The sequence below is a fragment of the Paenibacillus sp. FSL P4-0113 genome (assembly GCF_038009305.1).
Lineage (GTDB): Bacteria > Bacillota > Bacilli > Paenibacillales > Paenibacillaceae > Paenibacillus > Paenibacillus polymyxa_D.
In genome coordinates, this window is the sequence record NZ_JBBPAZ010000001.1 from 2,175,001 (window position 1) to 2,200,980 (window position 25,980).

Sequence of the window (25,980 nt, forward strand, 5' to 3'; positions counted from 1 at the left end):
AATCCTTTTAACTAAATACTCTCGCGAGCATTCAGTTAAAAGGATTCGGTTTTATTTTAGTCCTGCCACACTTTGTAGCCATCCTGATCCACGATCTTCCGGAATTCAGTCAGGAGCTCCAAAGTCACTGGGCCAGCAACGCCGGAGCCGATCGTACGACCATCCACCTCATAAGCTGCAATAACTTCTGCCGCAGTTCCTGTAAAAAACACCTCGTCCGCAACATATACATCATGCAGTGTAAAAGGTTGTTCCTTAAGGGAGTACCCAAGCTTAGCACACAAATCGATAATAGCATTACGAGTAATTCCTTCAAGCGCTCCCAAATAGCAAGGAGGTGTATACAACACTCCGTTTTTGACAATGAAAATGTTGTCTGCAGAGCCTTCCGTCACATATCCTTGGGAATTGAGCATAATAGCCTCACCTACACCAGCATAGTTAGACTGGATCTTCACGAGGATATTGTTGAGATAGTTCAATGATTTAATCTTCGGATTCAAAGCATCCGGGATGTTGCGACGCTGAGAGACAGAAATTGTCTTCAGGCCAGTCAAGTAAGCTTCTTCTGGGTAAATGGCGAGCTGCTCCACGATAATGATGACACTCGCCTTCGCACAACGAAGAGGGTCTAAACCTAGATTTCCTGCACCTCGGGATACAACTAGACGGATATATCCGTTACGCATTTCGTTAAGACGAATCGTTTCAGCCATTGCTTCCAACATTTCATCAGAAGACAACGGAATGTTTAATTGAATGGATTTCGCAGAATCATACAGGCGCTCCAAGTGCTCCTTACATTTAAAAATATTCCCGTTATAAATACGAATGCCTTCAAATATACCGTCTCCGTACAAGAATCCATGATCATATACGGAAACCTTTGCGTTTTCCTTAGTCACATGCTGCCCATCCAGATAGATCCATTGTTCTGCCATTAAAATCACACCTCCGATTAATGTTCCTTTAAAATAGGTTCGATCGCTGCTTCAACATACTTGTAGCTTGGATAAGAGCCAAGAACACGTACATGGCACCCCAAAGCCTCGATCTCTGCAAAGGCTGCCGGAAGTAGCACGGAATGCAGAGATTCCAAAACTTCAATGTAAAAATAATAATTCCCCAATTGCTTTTTGGTTGGACGCGATTCAATACGGGACAGATTTAACCTGCGCCATGCAAATGCGGATAAAACCTGATGCAGCGCTCCCGGGAAATCCTGCGGCGGCGTGACCAAAATACTGGTTCGCTGACCTTCAGGCGTACCCGGGAGACTTATAGGTTGATGACCGATCAAGACAAAGCGGGTAAAGTTGTTATCGTGATCCGTCACTTTGCTGGCCAAAATATCCAATCCGTGTTTGGCAGCCGCAAGCTTGGTTCCGAGAGCGGTCCAGCCTTTACCGGGGTTATGTTTAACAATTTCGACGGCTTCCGCCGTACTTCCTGCACTCTCCAACTCGGCCTGAGGAGCGGAAGCCTGTATGAATTCTTTACACTGGGGAAGCGCCACAGGATGAGACATAATTTTGACCACTTTGCTCAAATCTAGCTTGTCCAAATCCTTCGTAAATTCACTGCGATGACCAATAAGATTTTGAATTGAAGGATATACCCATTCCGCCTGCATTTGAATGTCTACTTCATGTACAAGCCAATCCATATGCAAACTTACAGAGCCATCAATCGTATTTTCAATGGGAATTACACTATAGTCTGCCTGACCCTTGTCTACTGCCTGAAATACGTCCGCGATATGTTTGTAAAAAAGTAATTCATGGGACGTATCTCCTAACAAATACTTAATCGCTTCATGAGAAACAGTCCCCTCAGGAAGAAGTGCAATTCGTTTCATATCGTAAGTTCCCCTTTAATCATATCCATAAAAGGGAGAGTATTCCCTTCTGTATATACTTTAACTCCTTCATTCTCAGGGCGCAATTTTAAAACAGAAGCAGTGATCCCCTCTTTGTTCATGGTATCCGTTAAATACTGCTCCAGCTCTGCTTTCCGATTTTCCCGCCGATCTGTCAATGCCAGCAACGTTGGTCCAGCCCCACTTAGAGCCACACCCAAAGCACCATAATGGTGCGCATCCTGCAAGATCTCTGTCATACCTGGCACAAGTGCCGCGCGGTAAGGCTGATGAAGCTGATCACGCATCGCTTCAGCGATTAAGTCGGTTCGCCCTGATGCCAATGCTGCTACCAACATGGAAGCATGACTTATATTATATACAGCATCCTTCAATGATACTTGTGCGGGTAGAACCTCTCTGGCTTTCGACGTGGACAGCTGAAAATCTGGAATAACTACCATAACCTCCAGATTGGTATCCGGTTCAAGTCGTAAATGCCTAGCACGCTCACCGTCCCACATCGCTGTAATAATACCGCCAAACAGAGAAGCTCCAACATTATCCGGATGTTTTTCAATGGCGCTTGCCATATCGAACAACTTGGAATCCGGCAGAGGCGAGCCAATCAACGTATTTGCAGCGACCAAGGCGCCCACAATGGCGGAAGCACTGCTGCCCAAACCACGAGTGAGTGGAATATCTGAGTACATCGAAATATCGAGCTCAGGAACTGATACACCCGCTTCCCGAAAAACCATTTGTGCTACCTTGAAAATCAGATTAGTTTTATCTTGGGGAACACCATTCATTTCATCTCCGTATAAATGAAAAGCCGTCTGTTCGGCCTCCTTCATTTCAATCCATGCATATAAGGACAACGCCATGCCCAATGTATCAAAGCCCGGACCCAAGTTGGCCGTACTCGCGGGCACACGCACTCTTGCTGTTTTTAAAACGGTCATACAGACAATTCCTCCTGCTTTTATTGACTATCCCTCTACTCGATATACGCTCTTGATGCGACGGATGACGTCCAAAGTTTCAAAATGCTCCAAAACCTTTTTCATACTTGCTTTACTGGCTAAATGAGTCACGATAATAATTTCAGCATCGGGGTTAACCTCATTCGGTTGCTGCACAACAGATGCCAGACTGACATCAAATTCAGCAAATACTTGCGTAATCCGTGCCAACACCCCTGCTTTATCATCCACATGCAGAAGCACGAAGTTTTTGAAATACACATCTTCGTCGTTACTAATTTTTTTAGGGTTGTAAGGAACGATAGCTTTAAGCCCATTGACACCAAGTTTGAGATTTTTCACTACAGCAACTAAATCGGCTACAACTGATGTTGCCGTCGGCATTTCACCTGCACCCGCACCATAAAACATGGTTTCACCCACTGCTTCACCATGCACATACACCGCGTTGAATACCCCGTTCACCGAAGCCAATGGATGTTGCTTGCGTACCATGGTCGGCTGAACGTTAATCGTAAATTCATCACCCTGGCGCTCTGCAATGCCTAGCAATTTCATTTCATATCCTAGTTTTTTAGCAAAAGCAATATCTTCACTGGTTACCTTTGAAATGCCGCTGACACTTACATCCTTGAGCTCTACATTAGAGCGGAAACCCAGCGTGCCGAGAATTGCCATTTTACGGGCTGCATCCAGTCCTTCCACATCTGAGGTCGGATCGGATTCAGCATACCCAAGCTCCTGTGCTTCCTTGAGAACTTCCTCGTACGAGGCCCCTTCCTGACTCATTTTGGTTAAAATAAAGTTTGTCGTACCGTTCACAATCCCCATAATGCGGGTAATGCGGTCGGAGGAGAAACCTTCAATTAGTGTACGAATGATCGGGATACCACCCGCTACACTCGCTTCATAAAAAATATCACACTGCTTTTCCTGCGCCTTTGCTAATACTTCAGAACCGTGCAAAGCCATTAAGTCCTTATTTGCCGTTACGATGTGTTTACCCCGCTCCAGCGCTTCAAGAATGTACTCCTTCGTCTGATCAACGCCGCCCATGACTTCGATAATTACATCAATTTCAGGGTCCCGAATAACTTCCCATGGGTCCTCAGTAAGTTTGCTCGTCTCCACTTCAATGGAACGATATTTTTCTATGTTTTTTACAGCTATTTTTTCAATGATGATCGGTGAACCGACTTGTCTGCTCAAGTCTTCCTGATTGCCTTCTACGATTCGAACGACCCCCGTTCCTACCGTCCCCAAACCTAACAATCCTACTTTGACCGGTTTCATCCATTCCCCTCCTGATAACTTTTATCTAATGAACTGTATTGCCTTAACCTTGCCCAATCAGGCGAACACGTTTGACTCCAGAGATATCTTCCAAGCCCTCCAGTAGAACACCCAACTCTTCACTGAGTCTGGACATTTCTACCGAGATGACTACGTTGGCTCTGCCTTGCAGTGGAATACTTTGCTGAATCGTCAGCACATTGCCTCCGAAATCTGCCACTCTGCCAAGTACCCTGGACAACATTCCGGATTGATGTTCCAAATCAATAGAGATATTAACAATTCGCTCACGCTCCAGCTGGTTAACCAAATGTATGCCATCCTTATATTTATAAAAGGCGCTTCGGCTTAGCCCAACTTGCTCCACGGCATCATGCACGGTTTTAACATCTCCTGAAGCCAGCAGCAGTTTCACCTGTATGGTCTTAACAATAGCTTCAGGCAAAATATCTTCCCGTACCAAGTAATAGCGCTCTTTCAAGAACGTCCTCTCCTCAAAGACTTATGTTTTTGTATAGAGGACATTATATCGAAACTCATGAAAATCGGCAAGCAAACAATGCAAAAAACGGCTACTGCCTTCTATAGAGTTTCCTATAGTACAGTAACCGTTCAGGTTTTAGACCTTTATTTGAAATTTAGTAGTAGCTGCTGCCTTCAACAAATTCGAACTCGAAATCAGCAATGCGTACAGATGTACCATCTTTGGCGCCACGCTTGCGTAACTCAGCATCCACACCCATGTGGCGTAACGTTCTTGCTAATTTCAAAATGGCATCATGCGAGTTCAACTGCATGCGCTTCATCATGCGCTCAATTTTAGGGCTCTGCACCACGAATGTATCGTTTTCACGTACAATTGTAAAGCCTTCGTCTTCTGCTGTATCCAGCTTAAATACCTTACGTTCATTAACTTCTGCTACTTCCTCAACAACCGGCTCGTCCGGTATTTGATCCAGCAAATCAGCAGCCCGGTAGAGCAGTTCCTTTACACCTTGACGTGTCAGTGAGGAAATAGGCATGATTTCAAGATCAGGACGTATAGAAGCAATCTGCTCTTTGAAGTGAGCCAGGTTTTCTTCAGCTTCCGGCATATCCATTTTATTGGCCGCCACAATTTGCGGACGCTCAGCCAATGCTGAATTATATTGCTTCAATTCGTCGTTAATTTTAGTCCAATCTTCAAACGGGTCACGTCCTTCGGAGCCCGCCATATCCACGACATGGATAATAATACGCGTCCGCTCAATGTGCCGCAGAAATTCATGTCCCAGCCCAATACCTTCATGAGCCCCTTCAATTAAACCAGGCAAATCCGCCATCACAAAATTACGATGATCACCCACATCCACAACACCCAAATTCGGAGTAATCGTTGTAAAGTGGTAGGCCCCAATTTTCGGTTTTGCGGAAGATACAACCGACAACAAGGTAGACTTCCCAACACTAGGAAACCCGACCAAGCCTACATCAGCCATTACTTTTAACTCAAGCGTGATATAACGTTCTTGTCCCTCTGCACCGTTCTCAGCCAACTCAGGCGCTGGATTACTCGGCGTAGCAAAACGGATGTTCCCGCGCCCTCCGCGTCCTCCTTTAGCTACGACGACTTGTTGACCATGACGTGTCATATCTGCTACTACTTCACCAGTATCATCATCTATGATGACCGTTCCCGGCGGTATACGTACGATCATGTGCTCCGCATTGGCTCCGTGTTGACTTTTGTTACGACCTTTCACTCCACGCTGGGCTTTAAAATGTCGTTGGTACCGAAAATCCATCAAGGTACGCAAACCCTCATCTACACGGAAAATTACATCTCCACCGTTCCCTCCGTCACCACCACCTGGGCCACCTTCAGGAACGTATTTCTCACGACGAAACGCAATTAATCCGTCTCCGCCGTCTCCGCCTTTAACAAAAATCTTCGCTTTATCTACAAACATGGTTACACCTTCCTTATGTCTGGCACTGCATCCGAATTTGAAACATTTCGCCCGTAGGGAGCTTCTCTGTTCGAATGCGTTCACTTCCGGGTACGGATCTGACCCGCTTAAGGATATTCAAATCCGCAGGTATGTCACTTCCTTCAAAACGGACGATAACATCATTCTGATCCATACCGAAATAAAGTGTCAATCTGCGCACTTCTCCCCAGGACGACCGGCCCCCGCCATATTGATACGCACGCACCGTTTCTATGACGGCCGAGGCAAGCGACTCGCCGTCTTCGGGAGACATGACAGCGTCTAACTTTAACTGCTCCTCAACCTGTACCGACAACTGTAAATTACCGGCGTTCACGCGAAAAGACTGTAAATAAAACACCAGTGAGGGAATACCCAACTTAGATATTTTACTGTCTTCCGCCACGCGCCCTTTTATTGTTTCCACATAAGCAACAGATTTATCATGCTTATTCATGCGAATATATCCATAAAGCACCTGCAAGTCATTCATCCAGTCATGCCGATGATGGTTAAGCATTGCAATCGCTGTACGCTCAAAAGAACGCAAAGCAGCTTTCCGCTCATACTCAACCTGTCTATTCGTATACCACATACCAAAACATGCAGCAACTACAGACCATACTGCTAATAAGATAATCGTTAATACTTCGGGATAGAGCAGTGAAAAAACCAAAGGAATCAGAATGGAACCCAACGCCAGATAAGGCGCTCTTATCCGCTGGAACATGGCTTCTCTCCGTTCTGCGATAATTAAATGGATTATTAAAGAACCTTAATCCAGTATAGCACAGACTAACTTTCCAGTTCATTACCATCATGCAAAAAAGCCTCCGACAAAAGTGCCGGAGGCTTTTCAGCGTGTCTAAGCCGCTATTAAGCTTCTACAGTAGCTGCTACTGGAGCAACGTCGATCGGGTAGATGCTCACCTTTTTGCGATCACGGCCCCAACGTTCGAACTTCACAACGCCGTCCACTTTCGCGAACAGGGTGTCGTCCTTACCGATGCCCACGTTCGTGCCCGGGTGAATTTTCGTTCCGCGTTGACGAACCAGGATGCTACCGCCGGTAACTGCTTGACCGTCAGCACGTTTCACTCCAAGACGTTTCGATTTACTGTCACGTCCGTTTTTTGTGGAACCTACACCTTTTTTCGATGCGAATAATTGAAGATCCAATGTCAATTTCAACATGATGTCTACCTCCTTCTTTGATTATTTTCTATTTGAATATACTTACCGTATGATTCAGCAATGCTTGTCAGCATAATCACCATGGACTCCAGCAACAGTTGAACCTGTGCGTTCGCATCATGATAACTTTCAGGAGAAAGATACGCGCTTAAAAAGCCGTTTTCCATTTCCGTTTCCATCTCAACGTCCGTAAGAGCTCCAATCGAATTGACAGTTCCTACTGTTACCGCCGAAACGCCAGCACATACGATATCCTCGCCAGATTTAGCGAAATTTGCATGTCCTTTAACGGAAAACCCCTGTATGCTGCCATCCTCCAGTCGTGTAATACGCACGATAATCACTTATCGCACCCTCTTACGCTTGGATTTTTTCAATCGTCACTTTCGTGTACGGTTGACGATGACCTTGCTTCACATGGTAGTTCTTTTTAGGTTTGTATTTGTATACGATGACCTTTTGACCTTGACCATGCTTCTCAACTTTAGCTGTTACAGAAGCTCCAGAAAGAAGCGGTGTACCTGCTGTCAAGCCATTGTCGCCGGACACTGCCAGAACACGATCGAACGTTACAGTTTCACCATCATTAGCTTCCAACTTCTCGATGAACAATACGTCGCCCTCTTGAACTTTGTATTGCTTACCACCTGTTTCGATAATTGCGTACATTTGCTTGCACCTCCTTATGTCTCAGACTCGCCTAATTGCAGGTGGCAGATTCCCTTAGGATACTGCACTTCAGTACCTGATTGGAGCGGTTACAGCATGTGCAGCCAATCTTACGCATCACACATACTAAATGATTGTAGCACAAGCTTTGTGCACATTCAACCTTTAGTTTTAAAATGATTTTGGGTTACGCATCGCTCTACACGAGCGTCTTTTCTTCACGCACTTTTTTGCGGGTCATTTCCAGCAAACCTAACCGCGTCCAACCGACAACATAAGATTTGGTCCGATCCTTCTTCAATCTTGCTTCCAGCACAGAGGATACTTCCCGACGGTTCTCCTCTTGTTCCATGTCAATAAAATCAATGATGATGATACCACCAATATCACGAACACGTACCAGGCGAGCAATCTCTTTAGCTGCTTCAATGTTAGTCCGGGTCACCGTCTCTTCCAGATTACTGCCTCCCGTAAACTTTCCCGTATTCACATCAATAACGGTTAATGCCTCTGTATGATCAATGACAATGTATCCACCGCCCTGCAGCCATACCTTTCGCGCAAAATCGCGTTCCAGCTGCTCATGAATGCCATAAGCTTTAAAAATCGTTTCTTCTGCACCACGAAATATACTTACATGAGCTTTCGCAGGACCAATCTGTTGCAGCATGATTTCTGCATCCTTTGCTTGCTCTTCACTGTCAATGACCAGTTCATCCTGTTCAGGTGTAAACACATCCCGAATCAATCGCTGAACAATACTTAAATCCCGGTGTAATTCGCACGGAGCCGAGTGTTCACCAGCTTTACGCTGAATAGCCGCCCACTGCTTACGTAGTTGATTCAGATCATTTTCAATCGCATCTATACTCATGTCCTCCGAAACGGTACGGATTATGAGTCCTTCCTCACTTGTGCGTAGCTGCTCTCCCATTGCTTTCAAACGGGTGCGCTCGCCCTCACGTTCGATCTTCTTGGATACGGCCACATAATCAGCACGGGGCATATATACGATCCAGCGACCCGGAAGTGAAAAATGAGTGGTGACCCTGGCTCCTTTGCTACCAACTGCCTCTTTTAATACCTGTACTACAATTTCCTGCCCCACCTTTAACACTTCAGAAATGGATGGCTTTACCTCCGGCTGCTTGTCCAAATGAGCGTGAAGTACGTCATCTACGTACAAAAAGGCATTCTTTCGCTGTCCAATGTCAACAAAGGCGGCTTGCATACCTGGTAGCACATTGACCACCCTCGCTTTGAAAAAAGAACCTAGAATCCCCCGTTTTCGCGGTAGTTCAGCCGCATATTCAACCAATCGTCCCTCTTCCAACAGCGCCATTTGGGTCATCTGCTGCTGGCATTGTACAATCATTTGCTTCATGGTTTTTCAACCTCTCTGGATACAGCCTCTTTCTTACTCATAAAACATTATTTAGGCTTGGGTTCTCCACCATCTGGCGGGCGTGTCGCAAAATAAGAGCGAATAAGGCGTTGCTCCGGCAGTACGGCTACAATTCGTCCCTGTTCATTCATAACATAAACCATATGATACCGATCTCTTCTGAAAAGACGCAAAATAGGCTCCAAATGTTTCATTGGCAGGGATACAATAGGTAAGGCAATACTTCCCTTAGCTATTTCGCGGTAAAAAAGCTCGTCCCTCCCCAGCAAAAACCGTATAAAACGGTAAGGGATATTCCGATAATCCACAATATTAGAATAAAGCAAAAAAATCCCTACCGCCAGCAGATTTAAATGCATAGGCCCATTTTGCCTTAACAACGGTGAAATACCATACATACAAAATAGCAGACTCGTTACGATACTGGCCCTAAAGGTCCACACTAATGTGCGGTGATAAGAAAAGGATAAACTAATCATTGCCTGCAATATTTTCCCACCATCAAGTGGTAAAATGGGCAGCAAATTAAACAGTGCAATAACTGCATTCCCCTGAATTATATAATTTACATAATCATACTCCGGTCCACTCACATTTTTGAACCATAAAAGGATGATGATCATGATTCCGTTTTGCAGGGGCCCCGCTAGCGCAATGACAATCTCCTTCCACGCATTGAGCTTCCCCTGATCCTCAATGACCGCAACTCCTCCAAAGGGTAACATCTGTATGGAAAGCACCCGCGCGCCTAACAACGAAGCAGCTGTCGCATGACCTAGCTCATGAATAAACACCAATGTAAATAAAGTGATGATCTCGATAAAATGTCCCGTTATTATAGAGGTCAGCATAACCAATACAAACAGTGGATGTAGTGATAAGGTCACCCCTCGGACATTAATCAAGGGCTACCACTTCCGACGGGTCAATGTAGTGATCCCCTCTCTGAACTGCCAAAAATAAAGTTGCCGCCTCGCTGCCGCTGCGACTTGCTGGCAGTACACCGATCTCATCTCCCTCCTGAACCCAGTCGTTCACTTTTAAGGTAGAGCGGGAAAGCCTTCCGTAAGTTGCTGTGATACCGCCAGTGTGTCGAACTGTAACCGAAATCCCGCTTTTGGGATGATTTAATATGTCTAATACTCGTCCTGCATCTATACTTTTAACAACGATTGGCCCGTTGTCAGTGACATTCGGCGTAATTTCTACCCCTTTCAGGCTCAGTACAAAAGGCTGTGTTATAGTGCCTTCGATCGGTGGAGAGCCCTTTCGATTTGCGGCTACCTTGTGCGTTTCATGCTCCTCGCCAAAAATCGGCAAAAAGGAAGGAGCTCCGTCAAAATAAGTTTCATACCATTGTCCGACGGCTGCAAAATCCATATCCTTATTCAAGGCATCCGCAATAAACATTCTCAAATTCACTGCATAGGGAATATCCCAACGAAACATTCCCCATACCATTCCAAATAACACCGTTGCTATGACTGATCTTCGCCAAAAGGAAGTCCAAAAAGACGGAGCATGATTCGCCCCAAAAGATTGCTGCCAGTGTTGCCGCTCATTTTTCCACTCCGTTTCTGGGTCTCTGGGTAAGTTGGCACTGACTATAGGCATCGACCTCATATCTTTATCCCCGTGCCTGTACTGATATATGCCAGAGGGATACGTCTCCGCTTTGCTTCCCGCGATTAGCTGCTGTATACGTTCTTCTCTGCGCTGCTTGATTCCGGAATTTTTATTCATCCTGTTCAGCCCCCTCAGCGAGGTATGTTTGATACATCTTATGAGGACGGGCTTCAACTTATGTTGTCCCGCTCGGGAATAAGTACCTAAAAATCAAAAAAAACCGGCGCTAACGCACCGGATTTGTTTTGTATTTATAATATTTATGTAGTGACTCTAAATTTCGAGAAGCCGTATTATAGGAATTTAAAAAGACAAACCAAAAACACTTAAATAAGATTATTACTTATTTAAGTGTCTAGTATTACAAATGAATACTACTACAGCCCCTACCTTTAGAACCAATGGAAAATCACTTAGGAAGTGTGGAAGCAATTTACCAGCCATAACTTCCGGTTTTCCTCATCCACCCATACCAAAAAACTTCTTAAAACGTGTCATCACGCTTTTCTTCTGGTCTAGCTGCATGAGGGGCACTGTATCGCCCAAAATCCGTCTCGCAATGTTACGGTAAGCAATCGCGGCCTGTGAATCTGGATTCATAACGGTAGGCTCCCCTGTATTAGCTGCTTTAATTACCATTTCATCATCCGGCACAATCCCAATAAGGTCTATGCTAAGCACTTGTAAAATCCCATCAATATCCAACATATCTCCGGATTTAACCATGCTATTGCGAATGCGGTTAACCACCAACTTGGGTGATATCACATGTGAGCTTTCCAGTAAACCAATTACCCGGTCTGCATCGCGTACGGCTGCATTTTCCGGAGTAGTCACAACAATAGCCTGATCCGCCCCAGCAATGGCATTTTTAAAGCCTTGCTCAATACCCGCAGGGCAATCGATCAATATATATTCAAAATCCTTTTTAAGCTCCAAAATAATATCCTTAACCTGCTCCGGCGTAACAGCACTCTTGTCCTTGGTTTGAGCGGCTGGCAGCATATACAGCTCCTCAAAACGCTTGTCCTTAACCAGTGCCTGATTTAAACGGCAACGACCTTCCGCTACATCAACAAGGTCGTAAATAATTCGGTTTTCCAGACCCATCACAACGTCTAGATTACGCAAACCGATATCCGTATCCACCAAACATACCTTTTTGCCGAGCAGTGCAAGCGCTGTTCCTATATTGGCTGACGTCGTCGTTTTGCCGACGCCGCCTTTTCCTGAAGTGACGACGATAGCCTCTCCCATGTGCTACACCCCTTTGAACACGTTAAAATCGCGGCCCAGACGCACAATATTGCTCATTTTATCTATTTGCATAGCGCCATCCTTGAGATACGCAAATTCCATACCGGATTCACGTGTCTCCCATTCGTCTGGTGGACGGCTGATCATTTCGGAAATTCGCAGCTGTGTCGGTGCAAAATAGGAAGCCGCTATAATCGCTTCACTATTTCCCTCCATCCCTGCATGCGCCATGCCTCGCAGAGCGCCGAGGACATAAATATCACCAGTACATGTTATAATTCCACCCGGGTTTACATCTCCCAAAAAGAGTAGGTTCCCATTGTGATGAAGCACTTGACCAGATCGGATAATCCCTGTCACCGTGTGAATAGGGGGCTTTCCCTGCACTTCCACAGGCAGTCCAGGTGATTCTACAGACCTGATGAGCAGATTCCCCTTTTGCTTCAAAATCTCCAGAATACTTTCCTTCTGTTCCTCTGTCACTTCTCGGCTTCCCAGCTTAATATCCACATGAATGATCGGGCCTGTTAAAATATTTTGATGACTGTGCTCCAGCTTAAAACGCAGCTCACCCAGCAAATTCTCAAACTCGCATTGATCGTCCAGCAGGAATACCAGGCCATCTTTGATGCCTTTAATCGTGACATGATTCGATTTCACCGCCATTAGCCTGTCCCTCCTATCTCAATCATTTCGTCCCCGGGACGTCAAATCCCTGCTAACCCGGACAAAATGTGTGTAAAAAGACCTAGACAGCCTCTTCCTTTTTCACACGGGTACCCAAACGCTGCAACTGCTTGCGAACTGGGACATAAATGATGAGGGCGAACAGAAAATGGATAAATAAATCAGGAATTATATACTGAGCAAGTGCCCAATTGAAAGTCTGATGATTCAGCTGGAACAGCTGGTCAATGGCAAAAAGCATAGAATCCAAGAGGAAACTACCAATCAACACGGCTGCCATCATAATGGGCATCTGCGCACGTCGAGCTGTAAAAACAAGCCCCAATAAGTATGCAGACAACCCCATTGCAAAAGAATAAGGCCCAATGATAAACCCATAGAACACTACATCATGAATAAGTCCAAAAACAATACCTAGCACCAATGCTGTATGACGGCTGTAATACACAGACACAAACAAGATCACGACATACACAAAATTCGGAACCATTCTTGAATGCCAACTATCCGGAAGAAGCCATGGAAGAATCGTCCCTTCAGCTATAAACAGTACAAACAGCAGCAGTATTAGAACCTGACCGCGCATCTTCATTATTCCGGTACCTCAGGAGTGTAGAGGATGAGCAGTTCTTTCCAATCCACAAAGCTGGCTGCCGGTTTAATAATCGCTGTCCGTGTTTTGCCAAACTCCCCAACCTGAATCTTCTCTACCGTTCCAACCATTAGGTTTTTGCGGAATTTACCACCTGCGCCAGATGTAATAATCTGATCACCCTTTGCGATTGGATCTTTTTCCTCAATGCGAGTCATTTGAAATCTGTTCGTACCCGGATCATAGCTTTCAATCATACCAAACGATTGATTTTCCTTGCCCAAGACTGTCGCTGCAATAGCATAAGAATTCGGATTTTTAGGATCCAATGTAGTCAATAGGGTAACGGTGGACGTAAAATTCCCCGTTTGACTAATGACTCCTACAAATCCTTCAAGCGAACTGACTTCCTGACCAACCTTCGCTCCGTCCTTCTCACCAATATCGATCACAAGCGTTTTGGAATCATTGCTGACGCTGTTCACTTGAGCAACACGATAATCATAATTATTTTTCGCCTTTTGCGTTTGGGTGAACTTCAGTTCATTCTGCAGTCTGGCATTTGTTTCAACATAATTATGGGTCTGAATTTGGTCACGAGTCAGCTTTGCCACAGCAATTTTTAACCGTTCATTTTCTTCGTAGATACTGCGCATATTCCCGATATCTTCAAAGAAGCCCGCTATTGCAGAAGCGGGCCTGTAAAAGATACCTTGCACAAAGCCAATCGAATCTCTGGCGAACTTCTCGGGCCAGGTTAAGGAATTCCTCTGTCCAAGTGTAATCCCCATAAGGGCAATAAACAGAACGATTCCAATCAATAGAACAAATAGTCTTTTATTGCCAAGCAGCTTAAACAGTTCCTACACCCCCGATTCAACGTTTGGAACGGACGGCAGAACTGCTGCGCGATTTGAACAAATGGATATTTTCCAACGCTCTGCCTGTGCCGATTGCCACACAATCTAGAGGATTTTCTGCTACGATCACCGGCATTCCGGTTTCACCTGCCAACAGCTTGTCCAGGTTACGTAGAAGTGCTCCACCGCCAGTAAGTACAATACCTCTATCCATGATATCCGCTGCCAATTCGGGAGGGCATTTTTCCAGTGTTACTTTAACCGCATCCACGATTGCATTGACTGTATCCGATAATGCTTCACTAATTTCATCAGAAGTAATCGTGATCGTCTTCGGCAAACCTGTTACCAGATCACGTCCGCGGATTTCCGAGGTTTCCACTTGCTCTAATGGCATAGCTGAACCCACTTCCATTTTCAGTTGCTCTGAAGTCCGTTCACCAATCATCAGATTGTATTGGCGCTTCACGTATTGGATGATGGACTCGTCCATTTCATCGCCAGCGACACGCACGGAGCGGCTTGTTACAATCCCACCCAGGGAAATGACTGCCACCTCGGTTGTACCTCCACCGATATCGACAACCATACTGCCTGTAGGCTCCCATACAGGAAGATCAGCGCCAATTGCTGCTGCAAACGGCTCTTCTATCGTATATGCCTCTCTTGCGCCTGCTTGCTTCGTCGCATCTTCAACGGCACGCTGCTCCACCGCAGTAATGCCCGAAGGCACACAAACCATCACGTTCGGATGGCGTGGAAACAAAGAGCGTTGGGCTTGCGCCTGACGGATAAAATATTTGATCATCGTTGCTGTCGTATCAAAATCAGCAATGACACCGTCCTTCATCGGACGAATCGCACGAATATTTCCCGGTGTGCGACCGATCATTTTTTTCGCAGATTCACCAACAGCCTCAATGGTTTTTGTATCTGTACGCAAAGCGACTACAGATGGTTCACGAACCACAATTCCTTTACCTCTAACGTATACAAGCGTGTTTGCCGTCCCCAAGTCTATTCCCAAATCTTTTGTAAAGCCACCCAGCATGATGTAATCTCCTTTTCTCTTCCCTGAAATCTGTTATCCATGTATAAGCGGTTTATTCAGGCCGGATTATCCGGTCGTGTTTAAATGTTTGATTTAAATATTATATTATATCAGACCTTGTTCCTTCAAACTTACAAAGGTCCCGTCCCCGATCACTATATGATCAAGCACGTCGATACCCACGATGTTGCCCGCTTCCATCAGGCGGCGAGTCAACTGGACATCTTCCGGGCTTGGCTTCGGATCACCGCTCGGATGGTTATGAGCGCAAATTATTGAAGCACTGCTGCATTTGATTGCTGCCCAAAATACTTCGCGTGGATGCACGATGGCAGAATTCAGGCTACCCATAGATAGTGTTTCCTGAGCAATGACATGATTTTTAGTGTTAAGGAACAAGCATACAAAATGCTCTTTCTGCAAATAACGAAGCTGCTCAAACAGCAGATCTGCCACATCCCGCGGGCAACTAATCACCGGGGTCTCCAAATGGCGAGACAAAGCTAGTCGACGCCCCAGTTCGATACCCGCTTTTAGCTGTATCGCTTTAGCATCCCCAATGCCCTTAATCTGGGTCAACTCGCTCAAGCTCATATCCACCAGTTGACGCAAATTTCCTGCCTGCTGCAAAATACGCTGCGCTAAATGCACCGAAGACTCATTTTGCGTTCCTGTACGCAGCAATATTGCCAGCAACTCCGCGTTGCTTAAGGCATCCGCCCCATATGTCATCATGCGCTCTCTTGGTCGTTCTTCATGGGGGAGGTCGCGAAGCATCAGTATTGGCGACTCCAGCATATGTTTATCCCCTTTATGGACGCAACACATTCACTCCAAAATCGGACAGCATGTCCGACAGCAAGGAAAGCGGCAATCCTACGACGTTAAAATAACAACCCTGAATAGATTCCACCAGCGTAGCACCCATGCCTTGAATGCCATACGCTCCTGCCTTGTCAGACGGTTCACCAGTATTCACGTATGCCACAATTTGCTCTTGACTCAGAGGCTTCATTGTAACCTCCGTTTGGCGATGTCTGACAAGCACTTCGCCGGTTCCGGTATGTATGCAGGCTACCCCGGTGTACACGCGGTGTGTCCTTCCCTGCAATGCAGTCAGCATGCGAACTGCGTCCGCATGGTCGGCTGGCTTGCCCAATACCGAACCATCCAGCACGACAATGGTATCACTGCCAATCACCAGTCCGGCTTCCTTCGACTGAGTGACGGTGTTCACGACCGCTTGGGCTTTGCGTGCCGCAAGGGTCTCCACGATTTGCTGAGGCGTCCAGCTCTCAGGCGTGCTCTCATCCGCATGACTTGGCACCACCTCAAAGGGGAGTCTCAAAAATGCGAGCAATTCCTTCCTTCTTGGTGAAGTCGATGCCAAAATAATGCGGGGCGTAATTTTCCCGTCCATAAGGGAAGCTCCTTTTCATCAGTTAGAGCCTGCGGTACAGCCAGAACGCGGCAATGATGCCGATCAGACTAAGCAGGCTCAATTCAAAATTTATTGTTATGTTGTAGCTGATAATATCCAGGTCCGCTCTCGGCGACCAAGATATCCTAGTGGGGTGGGTCAGAAAAGAAAGGAATTTGATCGATTGAAGGGCTTTGGCAATCCATGCACCCAAGAGCCAACCGAGCAACAAAAACAGTATAAGCATTCCTACATTTTTTTTCATCCTGATCTTCCCTCGCCATTTTTTGACACCTTCATTATTATACGGTGATTTGTACTGCAATACAAACAGAAATCCGGCATGGGGAACTATTTCCAGTTCCTTGCCGGAAAATATGGTTAGCCTATTGTTTTATGAATTGGATAAATTCCCTCTCACGCAAAACATATTCCATCATGGAGGACTGAATCTCCCAAATGTGTTCCTTGGCTGTATTCTTATTATATTCCCCAAGTGCAGAGATCGCGCTGTTCATCGCCTTTTCAAGTGAGGTTGCGGAGGCAACCGCTTCCTTCGGAAGACCACTGGGAAGTACAGTGATATTTTGTGTCCACTGCTGATGCAGGTCGTTCAGCTCCTTCATGTCGGAGGCTGGCACCGTATTCGGACCTCCTTCTCCGAGCAAGTTTGAGGAAAGTCCGCTCAACTTACCCACCAATGAGCTACTTAACTGAAAAAAGCTAGTGAGTTTATCACCTTCGCCTCCGTAAGCCGCTTTTTCAAATCCAGGCAATTCAAGCTCACGAACATACAATTCGACTCCTTGTGTTTTCAACTGATTGCTGAGCAACTTGGCTTGCTCCCTATCCGGTGATATTCCTGCATATACCCGGTTTTGGTCCTCGGTATCCCCTCCTGCTGCAATACCTGCCTTTAATAGTTCTTCTTTTGCTTGTAAGGCCCGTTCTGGGGTGCTGAAAACCCCATATTGCAACAAATAGTAGGTTTGAGGTGGTACCTGAGCCTCTATGACAGTGACAGGGACAGAATTCTCTTTTGCAGATATTGCATCCACACCAACAGATTCTTTAAAGACCGGTACAGCCTCCTCTACTGAAGGATCTGATCCCGGAACCATGCCTCCTCCGTTAAACAGTAACAACATAATATATCCAAACATGCCTCCGGTCACCAGTGCGCTGGCTACAGAGCCAACCAGTTTCCATCTAGAAGGGTTGGGCGGACGTCTTCTGTACTCTTGGCCAGAATGATAAGCTTCCTCATCCTCTTCCAGGCTATCCGGTAGAACTTCCGCATCTGACCAGGAAGCCGCCGAACGACCAAAGGGGTCATCCCATCCCTCTTGTACTCTTAATGTCGGAGCAAAACGCCGACTTGAAATGCGTTTATTCCGATCCTCAGGCTCATTGATCTTTGATTCTTGTGTAGTTGCAGTATTTTTCTCCATTCCTCTGTTCCGTTCCGTTCCTTTATGCGGGTTATCAGTTTCACGCTGTTCGTTCGTAATCGACTCGTTTTTGTACGGAAGCACCTGTAGCTTATCCTCCCGGCTTGTCTCCGGCAACTGTTGGTCGAACCGGAATGTCATCTTGGTCTTGTTCATGGATGCACTCCCTCCTTGTCCCATACTTCCTCATAGTCTGTTGTATGAGTCAAGCTAAGAATATATGCCCCAGCATTACAAAAAAGGGTATCCCGAAACACAGTCGTGTTCGGAATACCCTTGAATAATTGTAATTCATTGGCGCAACAGCTCATTTTTATACGGTTTACACTTGCTGTCCGCGAAGATGGCGCGCTAACGCGTCACCTGCTTTCCAGATATCTCCTGCTCCCATCGTCAGCACAAGATCACCCGGCTGTAATCGATCTTTCAACTCCTCGATCACAGCTTCTTTGGTCGGCAAATAGATTGCATTAGCATTGCTGTTTTGGACGATTAAATCCACGAGCTTGGAAGAATGCACGCCTTCAATCTGTTTTTCTCCCGCTGGTGAATAAATATCGGTAATGATGACTTCACTAGCCTCGCTAAACGCGCGGCTGAACGCATCGAGCAGGAAAAAGGTGCGGCTATAGCGTTGCGGCTGGAATACAGCAATAATACGCTTGCCAGTCGCTCTCGCTGCGCTAATCGTAGCCTCAATCTCTGTTGGGTGATGCGCATAGTCATCAATAATCAGTATGTCATTGCTTTCACCTAGTACTTGAAACCGACGCTTCGCTCCGTGAAATTCCACAATTGTAGCAGCGATTTGATCGAATGGAATCCCTGCTTCCAAACATGAAATTACAGTCGCCATCGCATTATACATGTTATGTTTACCCGGCACTGATAGTTCGATTGTTCCGAGTGCTGTTCCCTTACGGCTCATAGTGAAGCTTAATCGACGGTCACCTAATTGGATATCTGTCGCCATATAATCCGCTTCATGCTCCACTCCATAAGTAATGACCCGAGTCTGGAGTTGAGGCAGCATTTCCCGGATGTTCTGATCATCTGCGCATACAATAGCCGCTCCATCCGGTCGAATTTGACTCAAAAACTGTACATAAGCACTTTTCAGACGATTAAAGTCGCCATCGTAATTTTCCAAATGATCTGCTTCAATATTGGTTACGATGCCTTGCCAAGGATGATATTGCAGGAAAGAACCATCACTCTCATCCGCCTCAGCAACGACAAACTCGCTTTTACCTGCTTTGGCATTCGTCCCCAAATTCGTGATTTCGCCGCCAATAATATACGTTGGATCAACGTTACATCTCTCCATAACCAGAGCGATCATGGAAGAGGTTGTCGTTTTACCGTGCGCACCCGCAACAGCTATTCCCTTACGTTCGTTAAGCAAGCGAGCCAGCATCTGCGAACGGTGCAGAGTTGGAATATTCAATTCCTCCGCTGCCACCCGCTCCACATTGTCACGTGACAATGCTGTTGAATAGACGACGATATCCGCGCCTGCAATATGCTCAGGCGTGTGTCCAATATATATTTTTGCGCCTTTTGCCGCCAGTTTTTCTGTCAGCTCCTGTGATGCCACATCTGAGCCAGTCACGGTATAACCCATCTCCAGCATGACTCGAGCAATCGCGCTCATCCCGTAGCCGCCGATACCGATAAAATGAACATGTTCCGAAGTAATCAACAAATTTCACCAACCTTTTTCCGAATCGGTTTGATACATAAGGGTAGCCCGTACATCCGCAATAAGGTACAGCGTGCCGGACACCACCCCCAGATCTTCCGCTTCCGTATGTGATTGAAACAGGCCAAGAGCCTTTTTCCAGTCACCTTCTACAATTATTTTTAAATCCGTTTTGGCATAAGACGGCCGCAGCTTCTCCACGAGATGAGCCAATTCAGCGGCATTCATTTTGCGCCGAAAATCGGGCTCGGTCAGGATAAGCGTATCCACTAGTGGCAGTATATGCTGCAAGTATGCTTCATGATGCTTGTTTGACAGCATCCCCATCATTAAAACCAATTTTTTGTACGAATACACTTGAGGAAGACTCTTGGCCAGCGTCTGTGCTCCTTCTGGATTATGAGCCCCGTCAAGAACAATTCTCGGTGATGTACTGACTTGTTCGAGACGCCCTGCCCAGGCAGTTTGCCTAAAGCCCTCCAGCAGTTCTGCATCATCCAACACAAAAGCCATATACTGACGTAGGACCTCAAGTGCCATCATAGCTCCTGCCGCATTAGAACATTGGTGCTCGCCTAACAACGTGATGTCAATTTCCATATGTCGGAAGGGCCCCGCGAATGAAAAGGTTTGAGCTGTTTCATCTCCGTTTAGCCGTTCATACGTAAATTGTTCTCCTGCCAGGTACAAGGTAGCTCCTTGCTTTGTCGCCGTTTCACGTATGACCTGAATAGCCTCGGGTTGGGAAACACAACTGACGACAGGTACACCCGGTTTGATGATACCGGCTTTTTCCCTTGCAATCTGTTCGAGCGTATCTCCCAAAATATCCGTATGGTCATAGCCGACATTTGTAATAACCGAGAGGATTGGATTCACGATATTAGTTACATCCATCCTTCCCCCAAGACCTGTCTCCCATACCACAACATCTGGGAAAGATACCGTAGCATAGTATAAAATAGCCAACGCTGTCGATACCTCAAACATTGTAGGTGATCCCAATTCACTATCTGCGATTTCTTTCACCAACGGATACAAGCGATTGGCAAGCAAAACCAGCGTTTCATCGGGAATATCGGTCCCATTGAATTGAAAGCGGTTCGTAAATCGGGTGATGTACGGAGACGTAAAAGTCCCGACATTGTACCCACATTTAAGTAGCACAGAGGTCAGAAAGGCACAAGTCGAGCCTTTACCGTTGGTTCCCGCAATATGCACAAATTTCAGATGTCGTTGCGGATCACCCAATTTACTCATTAGTTGTTCAATTCGTTCCAGTCCAGGTCTGATACCAAACGGAATCAAGCCGTTAATCCATTCCACTGCCTCATCATAGCTTTGTAAAGGAGCCGTATCTCCGCCCCTGATCGTATCTGACATCCTCTTCACCTTCAGGTCATTTTATTGTGAGTGAAATTATCCCTTGAGTTCTTCAATACGTGCGATAACTTTAGCGCGCTTATCTGAGTAATCGGCTTGCTTGGCCTTCTCTTCCTCGATGACTTTAGCTGGTGCCTTCGCCACAAAGCCTTGGTTAGATAACTTTTTCTCCACGCGCTCCACTTCACTGTTCAAATGCTGAAGTTCTTTTTCCAGTCTGCTAATTTCCTGGGCAATATCAAGCAGTCCGGCCAGCGGCAGGTACAACTCTGCGCCGCTAACTATAGATGTCATCGCTTTATCTGGAACGGTGAACTCTAATCCCGCGTCGAATTCAGACGTATTACAGAATCTACGCACATATTCCCCATTGCGGTTAATGATATCGAGAACGGCTTGATCGCCGGGTTTTATGAGCAACTCAATTTTTTTACTCATCGGCACATTGACTTCAGCACGGATATTGCGCACAGCGCGAATTACGTCGATCAGCAAATTCATTTCTGCAACTGCATCCTTATCCTCAAAAGCCGGATCATAAACAGGCCAAGCGGCCAGTGTAATCGTTTCTCCCTCATGTGGAAGATGCTGCCATATTTCCTCAGAGATAAACGGCATGAACGGATGAATCATGCGCAGCGTCCGGTCCAATACATATGCAAGTACGGACTGCGTTTTCTTTTTCGCATCTGCGTTGTCGCCATATAGGGAAAGCTTCGCAAACTCAATGTACCAGTCGCACAAATCATCCCAAATAAAGTTATACAGAAGGCGGCCTGTCTCGCCAAATTCATAAGCATCTATTAGACGCGTGATGTCGCGTGAAGTTTCGTTTAGACGATGCAGAATCCAACGATCAGCGGTGCTCAGGTCACCAGTAATGTCTATATCTGCCGAAGTGACGCCTTCCAGATTCATCAGCGCAAAGCGTGACGCATTCCAGATTTTATTGGCAAAGTTGCGGGCCTGCTCCACCCGCTCCCAGCGGAAACGAAGGTCTTGCCCAGGCGTGCTACTGGTGGAAATCATATAACGCATGGCATCGGTACCATATTGGTCAATCACGTCGAGCGGATCAACACCGTTGCCGAGGGATTTGGACATTTTTCTACCGTCCGCATCACGAACCAACCCGTGCATAAGTACGTCCTTGAACGGAATCTCTTCCGTAAACTCGAGTGCTGTAAAAATCATACGCGATACCCAGAAATAAATAATGTCATAGCCTGTAACCAAGACATTAGTCGGATAGTAGCGTTTGAGGTCCTCTGTCTGCTCAGGCCAGCCCAGTGTCGAAAACGGCCACAAAGCCGAGCTGAACCAAGTATCCAGCACATCCTCATCCTGTTTTAGCTTTCTGCCAGCATACTCAGGCAAAGTTGTAGGGTCCTCCGCCGATACAATAACTTCTCCGGTATCCTCATCGTACCAAGCCGGAATACGGTGTCCCCACCACAATTGACGGGAAATACACCAGTCACGCACATTTTCAATCCAATGCAGATAAGTACGTTCAAAGCGATCCGGTACAAAGTTTACCCCGTTGCCAGCCTTCTGCACTTCAATGGCTTTAGCTGCCAGAGGCTTCATTTCCACAAACCATTGTGTGGACAGATAAGGTTCTACAACTACACCTGTACGCTCGCTGTGGCCTACTTGATGTACGTGCTCTTCAATACGAATCAGTACGCCCTGCTCTTTCAGATCAGCGACGATTTGCTTACGGCAATCGCTGCGATCAAGGCCTTGATATTTGCCTGCTTCGGCATTCATCGTTCCCGTTTCGTCCATCACCGTAATTTGTGGCAGCTGGTGACGTTGTCCCATTTCAAAGTCATTCGGGTCGTGAGCCGGTGTAATTTTAACCGCGCCGCTACCGAAATCTTTATCAACATAATCATCCGCAATGACCGGAATTTCCCGTCCGATGATTGGGAGCACAAGCGTTTTGCCGATCATTTGCTTGTAGCGTTCATCTTCCGGGTGTACAGCTACAGCTGTATCGCCCAGCATCGTTTCAGGACGTGTAGTGGCTACCGTAATAAATCCGCTACCGTCTTTCAGTGGATATTGCAGGTGATACAGATTTCCGTTCACCTCTTTGTATTCCACCTCAATGTCCGATAATGCAGTACGTGCAGCAGGGTCCCAGTTTATGATGCGTTTACCGCGATAAATCAGACCCTTCTTGTACAGTTTAACGAATACCTCGCGTACCGCTTGGGACAGTCCCTCATCCAGCGTAAAACGCTCACGAGAATAATCGAGAGAAAAGCCCATCTTTTCCCATTGGTTATGGATATTATCTAGATAAAGATCCTTCCACTCCCACACTTTCTCCAAAAACTTCTCACGGCCCAAATCATAACGTGTCAGGCCTTCTTCACGCAGCTTTTGCTCTACCTTTGTTTGGGTAGCAATACCCGCATGGTCTGCCCCTGGCAGCCACAAGGCATCATAGCCCTGCATCCGCTTGGCGCGAATAATAATATCCTGCAAAGTAAAGTCAAGAGCATGTCCAATATGCAACATACCTGTAACATTCGGTGGTGGAATAACGATTGTAAAAGGCTCTGCCTCTGGATGTTGCCCAGCGCGGAAATAGCCCTTCTCCATCCACGTTTTGTACCATTTTTGTTCTGCTGATTTTGGATCGTACGTTGTTGGCATTTCCAAGGTTGTCTTGTTGTCTTGTTCTGACATATCAGGATACCTCCATGATTTTTCAATTGGCAAATAAAAAAAGCCCTTCATCCTCAAAGGACGAAAGGCTGTTCTCTCGCGGTACCACCTTTGTTTCACCCCTAGTGTATGTATCCACTGATCCATTACACATGGTGTGACACTTTATGCAGATAACGGTTGCGGACCGGCCTTATTCTACCGTGAACCTCTTATCTTCCGTAGGAATTAAATGAGGAACCGTTCAAACAGGCGACTCCCGGGTGACTTCGGCCAGTAGCTTCCTGCGGAACCTCACAGCGCTGCAATTCCACTCTCTGAAGGGCTTGCTGCCTACTCTTCCCGATCTCAGTCTTTCAATAACTATACCACATCATACATTTCCCATTGACTATAGTCAACACCCGCTGTGCATTTTTCAGCAACCGGATCAAGGGATGTACAATACCTGTCCTTCTTCCACATGATGCTCCGCCAATCTGTTATACAGTTGAAGCTCACGCGTGCTGAGCTGATAACGGTCAGCTATGGTTTCCAGTGTATCCTCGCGCTGTACTATGCATAACCGCACCTTACGAAAAGGTGTTTCATCTTGTGTATGAAAAAAAAGGTTCTTCCACTTGGCATTCTCCCGCTCTTCTTCGGCTTTCTGATCCTGCGGCTCCTGCTCCAATTGCTGCTGGTATTCCGCTTCTTTCACCGAACGGCTGGATTGGAGCAATGATGAGTAGACAACCGGGTCTGGCTCGTCTGCCTCTTCATCCTTTTTACTGTTAAGCGCCACACGCATCTCTGGCTTATCCTCAGTAAAAGTGTCATGGGCCTCGTGATTCACCTGTTCTGACGCTTCAGGCCTGAAGTCGAAGCTATCTACTTGACTCGCTTCCAACTGTGGCTCCAGATAGACCTCGGACTCCGTAGCAGGATGCGGTTCAGACAGCAAAGGGTCATAATTTACATTAGGAGATGCGGAAGATACTTTGGACTCATTTCCCCCTGCCCATGCTTCCTTTTGCTGAAATCCCCACACTTCCGGAGACCCATGCTCATGTTTGACCTCGGGAGAGTTATCTTCAACTGCTTTGCCCGTCCAAGGCTCATAGAATCGGTTAGGATCTACTGCTGGCTCATAAGCTTGCTGTTCCGACGATGATTGCTGTTCCCCTTGGTCCTCAGACAGCTGTTCCCAGGAAACGGACTCCTGTTGTACTGGCACACTGTAGGAGGTTTCAGGATCTGTAACGTAATCAGAGGTCGAATCATTGGTAGAATCATTGGTAGAATAGGCCTCTGCCTGACGATACTCTTCATCGGCGGAAAGGGATTGAACCGGATGCTCAGGTGCATGCACTACGGTAAATTCCTCATCCAACCAGACCGCCGTCTCTTCCGCGTGCGAGCTTTCCACACCATGCAAAGAAAGAACGCCTGTAATGTTTAGACTACGTAAAGAAAGCAGGTCTACATCAAAATTTTCAATCTCGACAGAGATATCTTCCAATCTCCCTACGCGGTTTAGCGGAATGGTAATTTCCACAGGGATCAAATGATGAAGCTCGCTCGTGAACTGTTCAGGTGTGCGGTACACGCCCTCCAGCAGCAAATGCCCTCGCAAAGCGGCATGGTCGCCGTGGGTTACAACCTGAATGCGTGGCAGAAGCTCGATTTCCTCCAACTCAGCAATCCCGGCAGCTTCCTCCGTCAAATGAATGCGTTCATAAATATCAAAACGCAAGCCTTGCGGCTGATCATTCTGTTGTTTGTTCAAGGATGGCATCCTCCTTTGGGCAGTCTCCGCACATCCTCTGACTTCTGGTCAGGCGCACGGAAACTCCATATTGCAAACCGTTTCTAGGTTCAAGTATATGCGCCAAAATAGAAGGCATGCCATCTT

At 46.5% G+C, this 25,980-nt stretch carries 26 protein-coding genes and 1 other annotated feature; all 26 genes read right to left on the reverse strand.

Going from position 1 to position 25,980, the window contains the following annotated elements; all coding sequences use genetic code 11:
• Nucleotides 1–56: 56 nt before the first annotated feature.
• Complete coding sequence (gene ilvE / locus MKX46_RS09010) at nt 57–941, reverse strand: branched-chain-amino-acid transaminase (RefSeq protein ID WP_165148833.1); 885 nt, start codon at nt 939–941, stop codon at nt 57–59.
• Between the two features lie 17 nt (nt 942–958).
• On the reverse strand, nt 959–1,858 hold the full coding sequence (gene pheA, locus MKX46_RS09015) for a prephenate dehydratase (RefSeq protein WP_029518431.1): 900 nt from the start codon (nt 1,856–1,858) through the stop codon (nt 959–961).
• Nucleotides 1,855–2,823, reverse strand: coding sequence for a homoserine kinase (thrB, locus tag MKX46_RS09020; RefSeq protein WP_165148813.1), 969 nt, complete (start codon nt 2,821–2,823; stop codon nt 1,855–1,857). The genes pheA and thrB overlap by 4 nt, the downstream gene beginning before the upstream one ends.
• 27 nt (nt 2,824–2,850) lie before the next feature.
• On the reverse strand, nt 2,851–4,137 hold the full coding sequence (locus MKX46_RS09025; RefSeq protein WP_029518429.1) for a homoserine dehydrogenase: 1,287 nt from the start codon (nt 4,135–4,137) through the stop codon (nt 2,851–2,853).
• A gap of 43 nt (nt 4,138–4,180) precedes the next feature.
• Nucleotides 4,181–4,618, reverse strand: a complete 438-nt coding sequence (locus MKX46_RS09030; RefSeq protein WP_013311587.1) for an ACT domain-containing protein — start codon at nt 4,616–4,618, stop codon at nt 4,181–4,183.
• 157 nt (nt 4,619–4,775) lie between these two features.
• The gene (gene obgE, locus MKX46_RS09035; protein WP_029518428.1) at nt 4,776–6,086 is read right to left on the reverse strand and encodes a GTPase ObgE; all 1,311 of its coding nucleotides are present in this window, start codon (nt 6,084–6,086) and stop codon (nt 4,776–4,778) included.
• 13 nt (nt 6,087–6,099) lie between these two features.
• Nucleotides 6,100–6,837 carry a Spo0B domain-containing protein gene (locus MKX46_RS09040; RefSeq protein WP_029518427.1) on the reverse strand — a complete coding sequence of 246 codons (738 nt, stop codon included), beginning with the start codon at nt 6,835–6,837 and terminating at the stop codon, nt 6,100–6,102.
• 146 nt (nt 6,838–6,983) lie between these two features.
• Nucleotides 6,984–7,301, reverse strand: coding sequence for a 50S ribosomal protein L27 (rpmA, locus tag MKX46_RS09045; protein ID WP_039272574.1), 318 nt, complete (start codon nt 7,299–7,301; stop codon nt 6,984–6,986).
• A 5-nt stretch (nt 7,302–7,306) separates the two neighbouring features.
• A complete protein-coding gene (locus tag MKX46_RS09050; protein ID WP_013311591.1) occupies nt 7,307–7,645 on the reverse strand; it encodes a ribosomal-processing cysteine protease Prp in 339 nt (112 codons plus the stop codon).
• Nucleotides 7,646–7,658: 13 nt separating this feature from the next.
• A complete protein-coding gene (rplU, locus tag MKX46_RS09055; protein ID WP_013311592.1) occupies nt 7,659–7,970 on the reverse strand; it encodes a 50S ribosomal protein L21 in 312 nt (103 codons plus the stop codon).
• Between the two features lie 13 nt (nt 7,971–7,983).
• Nucleotides 7,984–8,071: a sequence feature (ribosomal protein L21 leader region), on the reverse strand.
• Nucleotides 8,072–8,169: 98 nt separating this feature from the next.
• Nucleotides 8,170–9,354: an Rne/Rng family ribonuclease gene (locus MKX46_RS09060; protein WP_341071169.1), complete on the reverse strand. Its 1,185-nt coding sequence runs from the start codon at nt 9,352–9,354 to the stop codon at nt 8,170–8,172.
• A gap of 47 nt (nt 9,355–9,401) precedes the next feature.
• Entirely contained in the window at nt 9,402–10,280 is an 879-nt protein-coding gene (locus MKX46_RS09065) for a M50 family metallopeptidase (RefSeq protein WP_029518424.1), read from the reverse strand.
• Entirely contained in the window at nt 10,273–11,118 is an 846-nt protein-coding gene (locus tag MKX46_RS09070) for a M23 family metallopeptidase (RefSeq protein WP_341071170.1), read from the reverse strand. Before MKX46_RS09070 ends, MKX46_RS09065 begins: the two co-directional genes overlap by 8 nt.
• 342 nt (nt 11,119–11,460) lie before the next feature.
• Nucleotides 11,461–12,258: a septum site-determining protein MinD gene (gene minD, locus MKX46_RS09075; RefSeq protein ID WP_013311596.1), complete on the reverse strand. Its 798-nt coding sequence runs from the start codon at nt 12,256–12,258 to the stop codon at nt 11,461–11,463.
• 3 nt (nt 12,259–12,261) lie between these two features.
• A complete protein-coding gene (locus MKX46_RS09080; RefSeq protein WP_029518422.1) occupies nt 12,262–12,924 on the reverse strand; it encodes a septum site-determining protein MinC in 663 nt (220 codons plus the stop codon).
• A gap of 82 nt (nt 12,925–13,006) precedes the next feature.
• Nucleotides 13,007–13,537, reverse strand: a complete 531-nt coding sequence (gene mreD, locus MKX46_RS09085; RefSeq protein ID WP_029518421.1) for a rod shape-determining protein MreD — start codon at nt 13,535–13,537, stop codon at nt 13,007–13,009.
• Nucleotides 13,537–14,358: a rod shape-determining protein MreC gene (mreC, locus tag MKX46_RS09090; RefSeq protein ID WP_029518420.1), complete on the reverse strand. Its 822-nt coding sequence runs from the start codon at nt 14,356–14,358 to the stop codon at nt 13,537–13,539. The genes mreD and mreC overlap by 1 nt, the downstream gene beginning before the upstream one ends.
• Nucleotides 14,359–14,413: 55 nt before the next feature.
• Nucleotides 14,414–15,448 (reverse strand): rod shape-determining protein, encoded by a 1,035-nt coding sequence (locus tag MKX46_RS09095; RefSeq protein WP_013311600.1) that lies wholly within the window; start codon nt 15,446–15,448, stop codon nt 14,414–14,416.
• Between the two features lie 105 nt (nt 15,449–15,553).
• Nucleotides 15,554–16,246: a RadC family protein gene (gene radC, locus MKX46_RS09100; RefSeq protein ID WP_341071171.1), complete on the reverse strand. Its 693-nt coding sequence runs from the start codon at nt 16,244–16,246 to the stop codon at nt 15,554–15,556.
• Nucleotides 16,247–16,259: 13 nt separating this feature from the next.
• Complete coding sequence (locus MKX46_RS09105) at nt 16,260–16,868, reverse strand: Maf family protein (RefSeq protein ID WP_039272577.1); 609 nt, start codon at nt 16,866–16,868, stop codon at nt 16,260–16,262.
• Between the two features lie 22 nt (nt 16,869–16,890).
• Nucleotides 16,891–17,133 carry a DUF4321 domain-containing protein gene (locus MKX46_RS09110; RefSeq protein WP_023989955.1) on the reverse strand — a complete coding sequence of 81 codons (243 nt, stop codon included), beginning with the start codon at nt 17,131–17,133 and terminating at the stop codon, nt 16,891–16,893.
• Between the two features lie 121 nt (nt 17,134–17,254).
• Entirely contained in the window at nt 17,255–18,475 is a 1,221-nt protein-coding gene (locus MKX46_RS09115) for an SPOR domain-containing protein (RefSeq protein WP_069011267.1), read from the reverse strand.
• A 166-nt stretch (nt 18,476–18,641) separates the two neighbouring features.
• A complete protein-coding gene (gene murC / locus MKX46_RS09120) occupies nt 18,642–20,021 on the reverse strand; it encodes a UDP-N-acetylmuramate--L-alanine ligase (RefSeq protein WP_013311605.1) in 1,380 nt (459 codons plus the stop codon).
• Nucleotides 20,022–20,027: 6 nt separating this feature from the next.
• Entirely contained in the window at nt 20,028–21,404 is a 1,377-nt protein-coding gene (locus tag MKX46_RS09125; protein ID WP_069011266.1) for a bifunctional folylpolyglutamate synthase/dihydrofolate synthase, read from the reverse strand.
• A 36-nt stretch (nt 21,405–21,440) separates the two neighbouring features.
• Nucleotides 21,441–24,107 (reverse strand): valine--tRNA ligase, encoded by a 2,667-nt coding sequence (locus MKX46_RS09130; protein WP_029518416.1) that lies wholly within the window; start codon nt 24,105–24,107, stop codon nt 21,441–21,443.
• A 409-nt stretch (nt 24,108–24,516) separates the two neighbouring features.
• The gene (locus MKX46_RS09135; RefSeq protein ID WP_318628060.1) at nt 24,517–25,854 is read right to left on the reverse strand and encodes a LysM peptidoglycan-binding domain-containing protein; all 1,338 of its coding nucleotides are present in this window, start codon (nt 25,852–25,854) and stop codon (nt 24,517–24,519) included.
• Between the last annotated feature and the right edge of the window lie 126 nt (nt 25,855–25,980).

Bases quoted from the DNA above. Each gene is read 5' to 3' on its own strand.
- ilvE (WP_165148833.1), bottom strand. From the start codon at position 941: ATGGCAGAACAATGGATCTATCTGGATGGGCAGCATGTGACTAAGGAA.
- pheA (WP_029518431.1), bottom strand. From the start codon at position 1,858: ATGAAACGAATTGCACTTCTTCCTGAGGGGACTGTTTCTCATGAAGCG.
- thrB (WP_165148813.1), bottom strand. From the start codon at position 2,823: ATGACCGTTTTAAAAACAGCAAGAGTGCGTGTGCCCGCGAGTACGGCC.
- MKX46_RS09025 (WP_029518429.1), bottom strand. From the start codon at position 4,137: ATGAAACCGGTCAAAGTAGGATTGTTAGGTTTGGGGACGGTAGGAACG.
- obgE (WP_029518428.1), bottom strand. From the start codon at position 6,086: ATGTTTGTAGATAAAGCGAAGATTTTTGTTAAAGGCGGAGACGGCGGA.
- MKX46_RS09040 (WP_029518427.1), bottom strand. From the start codon at position 6,837: ATGTTCCAGCGGATAAGAGCGCCTTATCTGGCGTTGGGTTCCATTCTG.
- rpmA (WP_039272574.1), bottom strand. From the start codon at position 7,301: ATGTTGAAATTGACATTGGATCTTCAATTATTCGCATCGAAAAAAGGT.
- rplU (WP_013311592.1), bottom strand. From the start codon at position 7,970: ATGTACGCAATTATCGAAACAGGTGGTAAGCAATACAAAGTTCAAGAG.
- MKX46_RS09060 (WP_341071169.1), bottom strand. From the start codon at position 9,354: ATGAAGCAAATGATTGTACAATGCCAGCAGCAGATGACCCAAATGGCG.
- MKX46_RS09070 (WP_341071170.1), bottom strand. From the start codon at position 11,118: ATGAATAAAAATTCCGGAATCAAGCAGCGCAGAGAAGAACGTATACAG.
- minD (WP_013311596.1), bottom strand. From the start codon at position 12,258: ATGGGAGAGGCTATCGTCGTCACTTCAGGAAAAGGCGGCGTCGGCAAA.
- MKX46_RS09080 (WP_029518422.1), bottom strand. From the start codon at position 12,924: ATGGCGGTGAAATCGAATCATGTCACGATTAAAGGCATCAAAGATGGC.
- mreD (WP_029518421.1), bottom strand. From the start codon at position 13,537: ATGAAGATGCGCGGTCAGGTTCTAATACTGCTGCTGTTTGTACTGTTT.
- MKX46_RS09095 (WP_013311600.1), bottom strand. From the start codon at position 15,448: ATGCTGGGTGGCTTTACAAAAGATTTGGGAATAGACTTGGGGACGGCA.
- radC (WP_341071171.1), bottom strand. From the start codon at position 16,246: ATGCTGGAGTCGCCAATACTGATGCTTCGCGACCTCCCCCATGAAGAA.
- MKX46_RS09105 (WP_039272577.1), bottom strand. From the start codon at position 16,868: ATGGACGGGAAAATTACGCCCCGCATTATTTTGGCATCGACTTCACCA.
- MKX46_RS09110 (WP_023989955.1), bottom strand. From the start codon at position 17,133: ATGAAAAAAAATGTAGGAATGCTTATACTGTTTTTGTTGCTCGGTTGG.
- MKX46_RS09115 (WP_069011267.1), bottom strand. From the start codon at position 18,475: ATGAACAAGACCAAGATGACATTCCGGTTCGACCAACAGTTGCCGGAG.
- MKX46_RS09125 (WP_069011266.1), bottom strand. From the start codon at position 21,404: ATGTCAGATACGATCAGGGGCGGAGATACGGCTCCTTTACAAAGCTAT.
- MKX46_RS09130 (WP_029518416.1), bottom strand. From the start codon at position 24,107: ATGTCAGAACAAGACAACAAGACAACCTTGGAAATGCCAACAACGTAC.